At 36.2% G+C, this 14,318-nt stretch carries 16 protein-coding genes and 1 pseudogene; 13 read left to right on the forward strand and 4 right to left on the reverse strand.

The features are described 5' to 3' along the window. The first annotated feature begins 55 nt into the window (after window positions 1–55). From LKL37_RS13165 to LKL37_RS13205, 9 genes are all read left to right on the forward strand, one after another. Window positions 56–1,282, forward strand: coding sequence for an HD domain-containing protein (locus LKL37_RS13165; RefSeq protein WP_431611014.1), 1,227 nt, complete (start codon window positions 56–58; stop codon window positions 1,280–1,282). A 71-nt stretch (window positions 1,283–1,353) separates the two neighbouring features. Beyond that, window positions 1,354–2,385 carry a UDP-3-O-(3-hydroxymyristoyl)glucosamine N-acyltransferase gene (gene lpxD, locus LKL37_RS13170; RefSeq protein WP_431611015.1) on the forward strand — a complete coding sequence of 344 codons (1,032 nt, stop codon included), beginning with the start codon at window positions 1,354–1,356 and terminating at the stop codon, window positions 2,383–2,385. Next, window positions 2,378–3,775 (forward strand): bifunctional UDP-3-O-[3-hydroxymyristoyl] N-acetylglucosamine deacetylase/3-hydroxyacyl-ACP dehydratase, encoded by a 1,398-nt coding sequence (locus LKL37_RS13175; protein ID WP_431611016.1) that lies wholly within the window; start codon window positions 2,378–2,380, stop codon window positions 3,773–3,775. Before lpxD ends, LKL37_RS13175 begins: the two co-directional genes overlap by 8 nt. Further along, window positions 3,776–4,570 carry an acyl-ACP--UDP-N-acetylglucosamine O-acyltransferase gene (gene lpxA / locus LKL37_RS13180; protein ID WP_431611017.1) on the forward strand — a complete coding sequence of 265 codons (795 nt, stop codon included), beginning with the start codon at window positions 3,776–3,778 and terminating at the stop codon, window positions 4,568–4,570. Window positions 4,571–4,593: 23 nt separating this feature from the next. Beyond that, complete coding sequence (locus tag LKL37_RS13185; RefSeq protein WP_431611018.1) at window positions 4,594–4,929, forward strand: hypothetical protein; 336 nt, start codon at window positions 4,594–4,596, stop codon at window positions 4,927–4,929. A 15-nt stretch (window positions 4,930–4,944) separates the two neighbouring features. Continuing rightward, window positions 4,945–5,511: an elongation factor P gene (efp, locus tag LKL37_RS13190; protein WP_105701012.1), complete on the forward strand. Its 567-nt coding sequence runs from the start codon at window positions 4,945–4,947 to the stop codon at window positions 5,509–5,511. A gap of 67 nt (window positions 5,512–5,578) precedes the next feature. Further along, on the forward strand, window positions 5,579–6,481 hold the full coding sequence (locus tag LKL37_RS13195; protein ID WP_431611019.1) for a UDP-3-O-(3-hydroxymyristoyl)glucosamine N-acyltransferase: 903 nt from the start codon (window positions 5,579–5,581) through the stop codon (window positions 6,479–6,481). A gap of 90 nt (window positions 6,482–6,571) precedes the next feature. Beyond that, on the forward strand, window positions 6,572–7,444 hold the full coding sequence (gene sucD, locus LKL37_RS13200) for a succinate--CoA ligase subunit alpha (protein ID WP_047378735.1): 873 nt from the start codon (window positions 6,572–6,574) through the stop codon (window positions 7,442–7,444). Window positions 7,445–7,460: 16 nt separating this feature from the next. Continuing rightward, window positions 7,461–8,132, forward strand: coding sequence for a porin family protein (locus LKL37_RS13205; protein ID WP_431611020.1), 672 nt, complete (start codon window positions 7,461–7,463; stop codon window positions 8,130–8,132). Window positions 8,133–8,202: 70 nt separating this feature from the next. Here LKL37_RS13205 and LKL37_RS13210 read toward each other — a convergent pair whose 3' ends face one another. The 3 genes from LKL37_RS13210 to LKL37_RS13220 form a co-directional block, all read right to left on the reverse strand. Continuing rightward, entirely contained in the window at window positions 8,203–9,513 is a 1,311-nt protein-coding gene (locus LKL37_RS13210) for an ABC transporter permease (RefSeq protein ID WP_431611021.1), read from the reverse strand. Window positions 9,514–9,517: 4 nt separating this feature from the next. Next, on the reverse strand, window positions 9,518–10,429 hold the full coding sequence (locus LKL37_RS13215; protein ID WP_431611022.1) for an ABC transporter ATP-binding protein: 912 nt from the start codon (window positions 10,427–10,429) through the stop codon (window positions 9,518–9,520). Between the two features lie 109 nt (window positions 10,430–10,538). Further along, the gene (locus tag LKL37_RS13220; RefSeq protein ID WP_105701008.1) at window positions 10,539–10,889 is read right to left on the reverse strand and encodes a T9SS type A sorting domain-containing protein; all 351 of its coding nucleotides are present in this window, start codon (window positions 10,887–10,889) and stop codon (window positions 10,539–10,541) included. A 118-nt stretch (window positions 10,890–11,007) separates the two neighbouring features. Here LKL37_RS13220 and hemB point away from each other — a divergent pair, with 118 nt between their 5' ends. Next, window positions 11,008–11,997: a porphobilinogen synthase gene (hemB, locus tag LKL37_RS13225; RefSeq protein WP_431611023.1), complete on the forward strand. Its 990-nt coding sequence runs from the start codon at window positions 11,008–11,010 to the stop codon at window positions 11,995–11,997. 144 nt (window positions 11,998–12,141) lie between these two features. Next, entirely contained in the window at window positions 12,142–12,285 is a 144-nt protein-coding gene (locus tag LKL37_RS13230) for a bacteriocin-like protein (protein WP_165790457.1), read from the forward strand. Window positions 12,286–12,369: 84 nt separating this feature from the next. On the opposite strand, the gene LKL37_RS13235 is transcribed toward LKL37_RS13230, so the two are convergent. Continuing rightward, a complete protein-coding gene (locus LKL37_RS13235; RefSeq protein ID WP_047434469.1) occupies window positions 12,370–12,663 on the reverse strand; it encodes a TM2 domain-containing protein in 294 nt (97 codons plus the stop codon). Between the two features lie 182 nt (window positions 12,664–12,845). Here LKL37_RS13235 and lptB point away from each other — a divergent pair. Further along, window positions 12,846–13,571, forward strand: a pseudogene (gene lptB, locus LKL37_RS13240) (LPS export ABC transporter ATP-binding protein); the annotation flags it as partial. 336 nt (window positions 13,572–13,907) lie between these two features. Next, on the forward strand, window positions 13,908–14,159 hold the full coding sequence (locus tag LKL37_RS13245; RefSeq protein ID WP_431611024.1) for a hypothetical protein: 252 nt from the start codon (window positions 13,908–13,910) through the stop codon (window positions 14,157–14,159). Window positions 14,160–14,318: the final 159 nt, after the last annotated feature.

The raw sequence follows: 14,318 nt of genomic DNA on the forward strand, positions 1-14,318 counted from the left end.
TTAACCGGAACTCAAATTTAAAATGCCTAACTTTGTTGCTAATATTGACGTTTCAATGCAGAATAAGCTAAAAATTATCAACGATCCTGTACACGGATTTATCAAAATTCCCCACGAAATTTTATTTGATATCATTGAGCATCCTTACTTTCAAAGATTGAGAAGAATAGGACAGACAGGACTTTTGAACCTGATCTTTCCGGGAGCTACCCATACAAGATTTCATCACGCACTGGGAGCAATGCACCTGATGTTTACTGCTTTGGAAACATTGAAGCAAAAAGGCGTGAAAATTTCCGAGGAAGAAGAAAAAGGTGCTATGCTGGCTATTCTGATGCATGATATTGGTCATGGTCCGTTTTCTCATGCCCTGGAAAGTATGCTGATGGATGACTGGCATCATGAAAATCTTTCTTTGCTGCTGATGAACAAGCTTAATGAAGAGTTTGACGGCCAGCTTTCAATGGCTATTGAAATGTTTCAGGGAAAATATCACAGAAAGTTTTTCAACCAGTTGATTTCTTCTCAGCTGGATGTTGACCGCCTGGATTATCTGAAAAGAGACAGTTTTTTTACCGGCGTATCAGAAGGAAATATTAATACCCAGAGAATTATTTCCATGATGAATGTATGTGAAGAAGGAGAGCTGGTGATTGATGCAAAAGGAATTTATTCTATTGAAAATTTCCTGACAGCCAGAATGTTTATGTACTGGCAGGTGTATTATCATAAAACTTCAGCTTTGGCAGAATTTCTTTTGGTTAAAATCCTCGAAAGAGCAAAATATCTGATTTCTCAGGGAACAGAGCTTCCTGCAACAGATAATCTGAAATATTTTTTATACCGTGAAAAGAGTGCTGCAACTGATGAAGATATAGAAAGATTTACGAAACTTGATGATAATGATGTGATTCAGGCGATGAAAGAATGGCAGAATTCCGATGACTTTGTATTATCATATTGGTGTAAATGTGTAATTCAGAGAAATTTACCTAAAACAATTATTTCATCACATCCTTTTACCCAGGAAATAATTGATGAAAAAGTGAAAAACAGCAATGAATTTTTTGGAATCGATAATGGAAAAGAACTGGTTCATGAAATAAAACGAAAACTTTTACCCTATCACGCGGAGAAACAACCGATCTATTTATTGCATAAAAATGGTAAGAGAACGAGGCTTCATGAGTCGGAAGATCAGCTTTTATCGGGGTTGATTGTAAATAAGACAACCCGCTATATCCTTATGTTTCCAAGAGATATCTCTGGGCTAGACTCTTAAATAATATTAAAATTTACGATCTGAAACCAAAAAATGTTTGCAAATTCTAGAATTTCTTATCTTTGCAGAATATGGAATTTACAGCTTCGCAAATTGCAAGTTTTATTGACGGAAAAATAATAGGTGACGAGAATGCACTTATTACAGGGGTTTCACCAATTGAAAATGGCGAATCAGGACATCTTTCTTTTATAGCACAAGATAGATTTTCTCATTTTTTGGATACCTCAAACTGCTCTGTTATTATCGTTTCGGAACAACTTCTGGATAAAAATAGTTATAACCCTACCTTAATCGTTGTAAAAGATGCCTATCTTTCATTTCAGGTTCTGATGAATTTATATCAGGAAATGCAGGGAAGAAAAGAAGGTATTGAAAATGGTTCATCCATCCACGATACAGCTGTCATAGGAGATAAAGCCTATATCGGAGCATTTACGTATGTTTCTGAGAAAGCAAAAATCGGGGAAGGATCACAGATCTATCCACATGTATATATAGGAAAAGGAGTGAAAATTGGTAAAAACTGTAAGATAGACAGTGGTGCCAGAATTTACGACTACTGTATTATTGGAGATAACTGTGTGATTCATTCCAATACGGTAATTGGAGGTGACGGTTTTGGTTTCCAGCCAACAGCCGAGGGCTTCAAGAAAATACCACAGCTTGGAAACGTAATTATTGAAGACGATGTTGAAATCGGTTCAAACTGTAGTATAGACAGAGCTACAATAGGATCTACCATTATCGGAAAAGGAACCAAAATTGATAACCTGATTCAGATTGCCCATAACGTGAAAATTGGTCAGAACAATGTAATTGCTGCACAAGCGGGGATTGCTGGTTCTACAACTATTGGTGACTGGAACCAGATTGGTGGTCAGGTAGGAGTTGTAGGGCATATCAAAATAGGAAATCAGGTGAAAATTCAGGCTCAGAGTGGTGTGAATTCCAGCGTTAATGATAGAGAAACATTGTATGGTTCACCAGCAATCAGCTACAATGACTATTTGAGAAGCTATGTTCATTTCAGGAACTTGCCTGGAATCGTAAACAGAATAAATAATCTTGAGAATAACTCAAAAGATAATACTAATGAGTGATATGCAAAAAACACTTCAGCAGGAGGTAACTCTTTCTGGAATTGGTCTTCACACTGGTAAAGAAGTAAAACTTACCATTAAACCTGCTAAAGAAAATACAGGTTTTGTATTTGTAAGAACAGACTTGGAGGGACATCCTCAGGTAGAAGCAGATGTAAATTATGTTGTAGCAACAGAAAGAGGAACTACATTAGAAAAATTAGGGGTAAAAATTACCACTTGCGAACACCTTTTAGCAGCCCTTGTCGGTTGTGATATTGACAACGCAATTTTAGAAATGGATGCCTCTGAACCTCCTATTCTGGACGGATCTTCAAAATACTTTGTGGAAGCAATCGAAAGTGTTGGAGTAGCAGAGCAAGGAGTAGCAAGAGAATATCTTGTTGTGAAAGAAGTTCTTACGTACAGTGATCCGGCTACTGGTTCGGAAATCACAATCATTCCTTCAGATACTTACGAAGTAACTACAATGGTAGACTTTGGGACTAAAGTTTTAGGTACTCAGAATGCCACTCTTAAAAATATTTCAGAGTTTAAAGACGAAATCTCTTCAGCAAGAACATTTAGTTTCCTGCATGAATTGGAAATGCTTTTAGATCATGGTTTGATCAAAGGTGGAGATATTTCCAATGCGATTGTATATGTAGATAAAGATCTTACTCCTGAAACTACAGAAAAATTAAAGAAAGCCTTTGGAAAAGATAATGTATCTATCAGACCAAACGGTATTCTTGATAATCTTAATTTAAACTATCCTAACGAAGCTGCGAGACATAAATTACTGGATGTAATCGGTGATCTTGCTTTGGCAGGAGTAAAAATAAAAGGTAAAGTTATTGCCAACAAACCGGGACACTATGTGAATACTCAGTTTGCGAAAAAACTAAACCGCCAGTGGAAATTGCAGAAAAAGAAAAACGTTCCGGATTTTGACCTGACAAAAGAACCAGTATTCGATATCAACGGAATTATGAAGCTTATGCCTCACAGACCCCCGTTCTTATTGATAGATAAAGTTCTTGAACTTTCAGACTCTCACGTAGTTGGGTTGAAAAATGTGACGATGAATGAACCATTCTTCGTGGGACATTTCCCTAAAGAACCTGTAATGCCTGGAGTACTTCAGGTAGAAGCATTAGCACAAACAGGAGGTATTCTGGTATTAGCAAGCGTTCCGGATCCTGAAAATTACTCTACCTATTTCATCAAAATTGATAAGGTGAAATTCAAGAGAAAAGTAATTCCGGGAGATACACTTATATTCAAAATTGAATTGATAGAGCCTATCAGAAGAGGAATTGTTCATATGCAGGGGTATGGATATGTAGGAGATGCAGTAGCAGTAGAAGCAGAGCTTATGGCTCAAGTTGCAAAAAATAAAGTTGATTAAATGATTCATCAATTAGCAGCCGTAGATAAACGTGCGAAAATCAGCAAAAATGTAATCGTAGAACCTTTCACTACAATTGCAGGGGACGTAGAAATCGGAGAAGGATCCTGGATTGGTCCTAATGTAACCATTATGGATGGTGCAAGAATAGGGAAAAACTGTAGGATTTTCCCTGGGACTGTAATCTCTGCAATTCCTCAGGATTTGAAGTTTGATGGTGAAGATACTCAGGTAATTATCGGTGACGAAACGACAATCAGAGAGTGTGTTACGGTAAACAGAGGTACGAAAGCCTTAGGATATACCAAAATAGGTGCTCACTGCCTTATTATGGCAACTTCACACATTGCACACGACTGCGTCATCGGAGATCACGTTATCATCGTAAACGGTTGTGGTATTGCAGGACATGTGGAGATTGGAGATTACACTGTAATGGGAGGTTTATCAGCGGTTCATCAATTTGGTAAAATCGGGAAACATGTGATGATTTCCGGAGGTACTTTGGTAAGAAAAGATATTCCGCCTTACGTAAAAGTAGCAAGAGAGCCAATGTCTTATGCAGGTATCAATTCTGTAGGTTTAAGAAGAAGAGGATTTACCAATGAGAAAATCTTTGAAATCCAAAAAATATACAGAGCAATCTTCCAAATGAAGATGAACGTTTCTCAGGCTATTTCTCATATTGAAAAAGAAATGCTTCCAACGGCTGAAAGAGATGAAATCTTACAATTTATTCAAAACTCACCAAGAGGTATCGTAAAAGGATACGGAACCGGAAAGGATAGAGAATAATTAATAACAAATACTATCAGGCTATGAAAAGTTTAATCGTACTTATGGCACTTTCTGCAACATCTTTTTTGTCTGCACAGCAAACAGAAAAGCCTGAAACCGGAAAAAAGGAAAAACCTTTTACCATAGAAAGAAAAATTTCTGAAGTATCCAATGATAGTATTGCAAAGAAGAACTTAAATAGTATTCTGAAACAGAAAATTACCGGAAGTTCAATTTTAGGAACTACCGATCAGTATAAATCTGATATTCAGATGAATGTAAACAGATTGAATAATAATGTGAATACGTTCAATAATAATACATTTAACAGAATGACGCCGCAAGGGCAAGGAATACAATTTAATAAAAGAAAATAAATATTTACAAAATTAATGGCAACAAGTAACGATATCAGAAAAGGTCTTTGCATCGAATATAGCAATGATATTTTTAAAGTAATCGAATTCCTTCACGTAAAACCAGGGAAAGGACCTGCTTTCGTAAGAACAAAATTAAAGTCAGTGACTAACGGTAAAGTAATTGATAATACTTTCTCTGCAGGACACAAAATTGATGAAGTAAAAGTAATCACCAGAAAGTTCCAGTATCTTTATGATGATGAGAACGGATTCCACTTCATGAACAATGATGACTTCTCTCAATTATACATCAACAAAGAAATGATCGAGAACGCTCAGTTTATGAAAGCTGGTGAAGAAGTAACAATCATTTTGAAAGAAGCTGATGAAACTCCACTTTCTGCTGAACTTCCACAGTCAGTATACCTGGATGTAATAGAAGCTGATCCGGGTGTAAAAGGAAACACTGCAACAAACGCTCTTAAAAACGCAATCGTTGAAACAGGAGCAAGAGTAATGGTTCCTTTGTTCATTGAACCGGGAGACAGAATTAAAGTAAGCACTGAAGACGGCAGCTACTTAGAAAGAGTAAAAGAATAAATAAAATTTACATAAATTCGGTTTGCATTAGCAGTCCGAATTTTGTTTTATAAGAAAATCTATTGTTATGAGATTCCATTCTCCGCAAAAGCTTAAAACCATTGCAGATTTAATAGACTCCGCATTTGTAGGGCCTGAAGACTTTGAAGTATTAGGAACTAACGAAATTCACATGGTAAAACCAGGTGATATCGTTTTTGTAAACCATCCTAAATATTATGATAAAGCATTAAATTCTGCAGCGACTATTATTTTAATTGATAAAGAAGTAGAATGCCCTGAAGGCAAAGCTCTTTTGGTTTCTGATGATCCTTTCAGAGACTTTAATAAAATCAATACTCATTTTACCAGAATATATAATTTCACAGAAGAACTTCATGATGTTGAAATAGGAGAGGGCACAAAGATTCATTCTTCAGCCGTGATCGGAAACAATGTGAAAATCGGAAAAAATACCCTTATCTTTCCTAATGTAGTGATTGGTGACCGTACGGAAATCGGAGATAATGTCATCATCCAGTCCAACACAGTTTTAGGGGGTGATGCTTTTTATTACAGAAAATTAAACGGAAACTTTGACCGTCTGATTTCTGTAGGAAATGTAATCATCGAAAACAACGTGGAAATTGGAAATGGATGTACCATTGACAGAGGCGTTACAGATTCTACCATTATTGGAGCAGGTTCTGTTTTAGATAACCAGATTCAGATCGGACATGATACCGTGATCGGAAAAAAATGTCTTATTGCTTCTCAGGTAGGAATTGCAGGATGCTGTGTCATCGGAGATGAGGTGACATTATGGGGACAGGTAGGAATTGCTTCCGGAAATAAAATAGAGGCAGGATCTGTACTTCTTGGAAAAACAGGCGTAAACAGAGATCTTGAAAAAGGAACCTATATCGGGATGTTTGCAGAAGATTTCAAAACTTATCTGAAAAAAGAGGTAAAGCTGAGAAATCTCAAATAAACAATTCCAAAGGTTTTATTTAAAATCAAAGAAATTTAAGTAAATTTGTGAGCATTAATAAAATAATAAATAAATTAAAACAACAATAAAATGTCAATTTTAGTAAACAAAGATTCTAAAGTAATTGTACAAGGATTTACAGGGAACGAAGGAACTTTCCACGCTGGCCAGATGATTGAATACGGAACAAACGTAGTAGGTGGTGTTACTCCAGGAAAAGGAGGAAGCGAGCACTTAGGAAAACCGGTATTTAATACAGTTGCTGACGCTGTTGAAAAAGCAGGAGCAAATGTAAGTATCATTTTCGTACCACCGGCATTCGCAGCAGATGCTATCATGGAAGCTGCTGAAGCAGGAATTAAAGTGATTGTATGTATTACTGAAGGTATTCCTGTAGCTGATATGGTAAAAGTAAAATCTTATATCGCAGACAGAGACTGCAGATTAATCGGACCAAACTGCCCTGGAATCATTACTTCTGAAGAAGCTAAAATTGGTATTATGCCAGGTTTCGTTTTCAAAAAAGGTAAAGTAGGTATCGTTTCAAAATCAGGTACCCTTACTTACGAAGCTGCTGACCAGGTAGTAAGAGCGGGTTACGGTATTTCTACTGCTATCGGTATTGGTGGTGACCCAATCATTGGAACAACTACTAGAGAAGCATTAGAGCTATTCATCAACGATCCTGAAACTGAAGCTGTTGTAATGATTGGTGAAATCGGTGGAGGTCTTGAAGCTGAAGCTGCAAGATGGTACAAAGCAAGCGGATCTAATAAGCCGGTTGTAGGATTCATCGCTGGACAAACTGCTCCAAAAGGAAGAACAATGGGCCACGCAGGTGCTATCGTAGGTGGTGCTGAAGATACAGCTCAGGCAAAAATGGAAATCATGAGAGAAAATGGTATCAACGTAGTAGATTCTCCTGCTGATATCGGTGCTACTGTAGCAAAAATTCTAGGATAATACAAAACCAAAACATATGAAAAAACTTTTATTAGCCTCAGCTCTGACTCTTTCTGCTTTATCTTTTGCACAAGTGCAATGGGGAAGTACAAGATTTGGTGTTACAGGCGGCCTAAACTACTCCAGAGTATCAAATGCCCATAACCCTTCGGGCCCAAGATATACTTTTCAAGCTGGAGCTTTGGCATTGATTCCCGTAGGAAAAACAAACCAATTCTTTATTCAACCTGAAGTTCAGTACTATGGTGCAGGAGAAACAGGGAAAGATAAAGATGCTAAAAGTGTAAGTGGTTACGATGCATTATATGCTAATAACTACCTAAGTGTGCCTCTTTATTTCAAAGGATATTTTTCAGAAGCTGAATCAGAATTCTTTGGATTGATAGGACCAAGATTTAACTTTCTGTTAAGTCAGAACGTTAAAGATATTCCAACAAACAGACCTTATTATGATCCGAATGTTACCGATCCTTCACAGCCGGCAGGCGTAAACGGGAAAGCAAACAGCTTTAACTGGGGAATAGGATTAGGAATAGGATATAGTTACAAAAGACAACTTGAAGTAGCTGTAAAATATGATTTAGGTCTTGCCGATACTTATCCTGGTCTAAGAAATGAAACCAAGGGTAGTAGTAAGAAAAAATCAGAGCAGGTTTTAGCACTTACATTAAGCTATATATTCAACTAGAATATTTCAAAATAAAAAATCCCGGAAACTAAGTTTCCGGGATTTTTTTGTTGATATGTTTTATATTAAATTATCCTTTTATCCATTTCCAAAGCTCCTTCATAGTAGCTTTATTCCCGTACATTAAAATCCCTACACGGTAGATTTTCCCAGCCACGAAAATCATAAAAATAGTGGTTCCAAGCAGTAAGATAATAGACAATGCAATCTGCCATGCAGGAACCCCAAACGGTATTCTGGCAATCATTGCGACAGGAGATGTAAACGGAATGATCGAAAGCCAGAAACCTAATGGGCCATCCGGATTGTTCATCAATGTGAAGCTTCCATACATTCCTAACATTAAAGGTAAAACCGCAAATAAAGTAAACTGCTGTGTTTCTGTTTCATTATCTACTGCAGAACCAATTGCTGCATAAATAGAACTGTAAAATATATATCCTAAAAGGAAGAAAATAATGAATACAAAAATGATCAGTGGAAAATTCAGCTCCAGTAAGCTGTGAGAAACCTGAGTAGCAAGCTGCCCCATATCCAGTTTGCTGGCAATTTCTTCATTTCCACCCGGAATGTTTTTCTGAAGAGAAGAGAAACCTGTATTTAAAACCAATGCGCCTATTACAGACATGGTAATCCAAATAATAAACTGAGTTAAGGCAACCATGGTAACGCCCAAAATCTTACCCATCATCAGTTCAAAAGGTTTCACGGAAGAAATAATGATCTCTACAACACGGTTGTTCTTTTCTTCAAGCACACTTCGCATTACCCTTACGCCATAAATAATAATAAACATAAAAGTAACATACATGAGTATCATACTCAATCCGGATTTTACTCCAAAAGCAAGATCAGAATCTTCCTTATTGTTATCTGTGACATTGATGGTTTTTAGCGTGAAGCCTTTATCAAGATCATTTAACTGTGTTTCCTGAATACCCAGCTGTTTGATTTTTTCTTTCTTAACAACATTGCCGATATCAGATACAATTCTCTGCTTCGTATCAAATCCTATTTTGTTATTGATGACCAGTCTTGTTTCCTTTTCAAGTGCATCAAAATTCTGATTTTTCAGTTCAGGAAGAATCAGAATACCATCCAGAGATTCATTTCCTTTTAAATTGTTAATCTTTGATTTTTCATCTGCAGCAGAAACAAAAACGTAATTTAATTTGTCATTAGATTTCAGCTGATTGGTAAATAGGCCACTCTTATCCACCACTTCAATGATACTGTGTGACTCATTCGCTTTAAACATCAATCCTATCACTGCCCCAAAAGCAATAATCATTATCGGTGCCAGCAAAGTCAATATGATGAAAGATTTTTTCTTAACCTGGGTAAGAAACTCTCTCTTGGTAATTAAAAAAATATTATTCATAAAATTAGGAATGGTTACTTACAGCATTAATAAATACTTCATTCATACTAGGAATTCTTTCGTCGAATGATCTCACTTTACCTACCTGTACAAGGTCAAGAATAACATTATTATGACTCTCTTCATTTTTTAGATCAAAAGAAACAAGGTTGTTTTCATTCGACAAGTTGAATATTTCATATTTGTTTTTGAAACTGTCAAACTGATCATTGCTTACCTCAGAAAGTGTAACTCCGAAAATATTTTTCTTGAATTTTTCCCTTACATCAAAAACCCTTCCGTCAATAATTTTTTTAGAATTGTTGATCAAAGCAACATAATCACACATTTCCTCCACACTTTCCATTCTGTGGGTAGAAAGAATGATCGTTGTTCCGTTATTTTTAAGATCAATAATCTGATCTTTGATTAAGTTCGCATTTACGGGGTCAAAACCTGAAAAAGGCTCATCAAGAATTAAAAGATGAGGTCTGTGAAGAACTGTTACCACGAACTGAATCTTTTGTGCCATTCCTTTAGAAAGTTCAGAAAGCTTTTTCTTCCACCATTGGTCGATATGCAGCTTTTCAAACCATTTTTTGGCTTCATTTAAAGCGTCACTTTTACTCATCCCTTTCAGTTCCCCGAAATATAGGATCTGATCGCCAACACTCATATTTTTGTACAAACCCCTTTCTTCCGGCATATAGCCGATGTCTTTAATATGACTGGGATTCAGTTTTTCTCCATTGATGAAGATATCTCCTGAGTCTGCCTGAGTAATTTGGTTAATGATACGGATAAAAGAAGTTTTTCCGGCTCCGTTGGGACCTAAAAGACCATAAATACTGCCTTTCGGGACATGGATACTGAAATCATCCAGTGCGACCTTTTTTCCGGCATTATAGGTCTTTTTAATATGTTCAGCTTTTAGCATTAAAATTGTTCTTTTTACAATTAGTATTAAAAAGTCCCGAAAGTTACGGAAATATTAAAACAGAATTAGAGTAAAAAGAAAAAATCCTGATGATTATCAGGATTTTAATTTATTGTTTTACGATTTGAGTAACTTTCTGTGTGTTGTCACTTAAAATATAACGTATCATATATTTTCCGGGCTTCAATTTTTCAATATTGATTTCTCCGGAATTCATGTTTACTGTATAACTAGCGACCTGCATACCCAAAATTGAATAAAAAGTCACGCTTTTGATTTTTAAGGAAGGATCTTTTGCCTTAACAATAAGGAAATCCTTTGCGGGATTTGGATAGGCAAGCAATACCCCATCATCCGCCTTTTGAGTGATGGAACCCGGCTCTCTAAGCTGAGCTTTTAAATTGTTGGAAAATCCAACAAAAGTGCCTACAAATAGAAATAAAAGTAAAAGTTTTTTCATCAAATTTATAATTTCTCGAATATATATAACAAATGTAATAAATTCTACAATTTCATACAATAGTTTTTTGTAGAACTTATATTAAATTTGTAGAAACTTATTCAAAAAGTATTCCAAAATGATACATTCAAGAAATAGAAGACTTAGAGTTAATGAATCTGTCAGAAGTTTGGTAAGAGAAAATGTGCTTACAACTGATGATTTTGTAATGCCGATCTTCGTAATGGAGGGCGAAAACAAGCAGGAGGCAATTCCGTCTATGCCGGGAATTTTTAGGCGGAGTATAGATTTAACAGTTAAGGAATGTAAGGAATTATTTTCTTTGGGTGTAAAAGCTGTCAATTTGTACATGAAGGTGTCAGAACATCTGAAAGACAATACAGGAAAAGAAGCATGGAACAAAGACGGATTGATGCAAAATACAATCAAAGCCATCAAAGATGCCGTTCCGGGAATGGTTGTGATGCCGGATGTAGCCTTAGATCCTTATTCTATCTACGGGCATGACGGAATCATAGAAAACGGAAAAGTTGTAAATGATGCTACCAATGATGCACTGGCAAGAATGTCAGTATCTCATGCAGAAGCAGGAGCAGATCTTGTAGCTCCAAGTGATATGATGGATGGAAGAGTACTGGTAATCCGTGAAGCATTGGAAGAAAGCGGATTTACAGATGTGGGAATCGTAAGCTATGCTGCCAAATATGCGAGTTCTTTCTATGGACCTTTCAGAAGTGCTTTAGACAGTGCTCCGAAAGATGATATGGAAATTCCGAAGGATAAAAAGACTTATCAGATGGATTTTCACAATACCCGTGAAGCATTGAACGAAGTCTATAAAGATATTGATGAAGGTGCAGATGTCATTATGATCAAACCAGGTCTTCCTTATCTGGATATCGTTTCCAAAGTACGTGAAGCTATTGATCTTCCGATTGCAGTTTACAACGTAAGTGGAGAATATGCCATGGTAAAAGCGGCTGCCCAAAACGGCTGGCTGGATAATGATAAAACAATCATCGAAAGCTTAACGTGTTTCAAAAGAGCAGGAGCAGACATGATCTTTACTTATTTTGCAAAAGAAGCTGCTATCTTGTTGAATAAATAAGAGTTATAAAATCTTTGATGCTGAGATAAACGTTAATGTTAAGTTAACAGTCTTCATCAGAAACTTTCACATAGATAAAACTGCTATTTTTGAGTTAAACTAATTTCGAGAAACGAAATAATTAAAACATCAAAAAAATTATTTATGAGAAATCTTAAAAAGATTGAGAGAAATCAATTGAAGGAAATCAAAGGAGGCGAAGTGATTATTGATAATCCAAATTGTGGAACATGGTGCAAAGATATCTGGTATCCATGTGTTATGGAGCATTTAGCTTGTCCGGATTAAACGTATTCAATAAAGAAAAATAGATAGGCTGTTCCGATAAGAACAGCCTGTTTTTTATTTTAAACGGATTGATAGCTGATGATTTTATAACCACCCCTTTTTCCCGTATACATAAGTGTCATCAAATTGCTTATCACTCATAAAGAGATATAAAATTCCCTCAATAAAAGGAATAATAGAAGCCGCTCCTAAAGTCACAACATTCAGAACCAGTTGAATGATTCCCTCTTTCGTATAGCCCAGATAAAATTTATTTAAAGCCAGCCACCCCACAAGAATTCCCAATAAAGCTGCGGGGATTTTTTTCTCCGAGCGGTAAGGAACATTGCTTTGCTGGTTTTGTACATTTTCTGTTTTTGTATAACCGTAATTTTCCATTTCTTAGTATTTGTGATTGATATGTTTTATGATAAGTAGCTTAAAATGATGAAAAGTTACAAGAAGCAAAATGATGAAAAGAGGAAAAGATCAATTTTTTTATGACAATTTTATGATTTTACCTTTTCTCTTTTTTACTTTTTCGCCTCTCTGCGAGTTTATATTTTTGATATATTTGCCCTATGATTTTACGAGGAGAAAACTTAATCAAGGAATACGGTCCTAAAAAAGTTGTAAAAGGCGTTTCTGTACAAGTTCAACAGGGAGAAATTGTTGGTTTGCTGGGTCCGAACGGAGCAGGAAAAACTACATCGTTTTATATGATTGTAGGGTTGGTTAAGCCTACTTCAGGAAAAATTTTTCTGGACAAGCAGGAAATTACTACGGATGCCATGTACCGAAGAGCCCAAAAAGGAATCGGGTATCTTGCACAGGAAGCTTCGGTTTTCAGAAAGCTGTCTGTAGAGGAAAACATTATGGGAGTATTGCAGCTGACCAAGCTTTCCAAGCGCGAACAGCAGATCAAATGTGATGAACTGATTGAAGAGTTTTCTTTACAGCACGTTCGTAAAAACAGAGGAGATCTTCTTTCCGGAGGAGAAAGACGTAGAACAGAAATTGCACGCTGCCTTGCGACAAGCCCGAATTTTATTCTTCTGGATGAGCCTTTTGCTGGGGTAGACCCGATTGCCGTAGAAGATATCCAGAAAATTGTAAGAAGTCTTGTCGATAAAAATATCGGAATTCTGATTACCGACCACAACGTGCAGCAAACTCTTGCCATTACCAATAAAACCTATATCATGTTCGAAGGAAAGATCCTGAAAGAAGGACTTCCGGAAGATCTGGCGAATGATCCACAGGTAAGAGAAGCCTATCTGGGTGAAAACTTCGTGTATCAAAGTATTTTAGACAAACCTAAAAAGAAAAGATATGCCTATAACATCTGGGCAGGTAATTTTGACTCAAAGGCACAGCTGCAGGGATTTGTAAATGAAAATTTCAGTCAGTTTGATGATCTCAGACTGCTGCATGGCTTTGAAGAAGTCAGCTTTGCTACTTTGGCAAATTCTGAAATTGAGCATATTTTTAATGATGTAGTAGATAAGAACGCCAACAATTCATTTGTTTTGCAGAAAAAGGAAATTAATTCTCAATATTCTCTGGAGCAGGCAGAAGCAGAGTCTAAAGAAGCAAGCAGAAAAGAGCTGCATTACCTTACTACTTATCTGTTTGAAGGATAAATGGATGATCCTTATAAATATGAAGATTTTCAAGTAGGAACCAAAGTTTTTTTGGATAATGAATACGGTATTATAGTGAATGTAAAGTTCCATGAAAGTTCAACTGTAGTCCGTTGGGATACATCTGTTGAAAATGATTTTGAAGATTGGTCAGGAATGTGGGGGCCTTTTGTACAAATGGGCGGAAAGATTATTGATCCAAACTATCAATTCAAATACATCAATGACGATGGTACATTGAAGGATTTTTAAATAAATCTTAGATGACCAGTTTAATAATAATTCGTACCTTTTTCTTTTGAAAGCGGTACGTTTTTCATTTAAAATGATTTCTATGGCTAAACCCTTTAACAGAACCGTAACTTTATTCGGGATCTATAAGCAGCTCGTTCCATTTATCAGACCTTATCG

The sequence above is a fragment of the Chryseobacterium sp. 'Rf worker isolate 10' genome, from assembly GCF_050753305.1.
Lineage (GTDB): Bacteria > Bacteroidota > Bacteroidia > Flavobacteriales > Weeksellaceae > Chryseobacterium.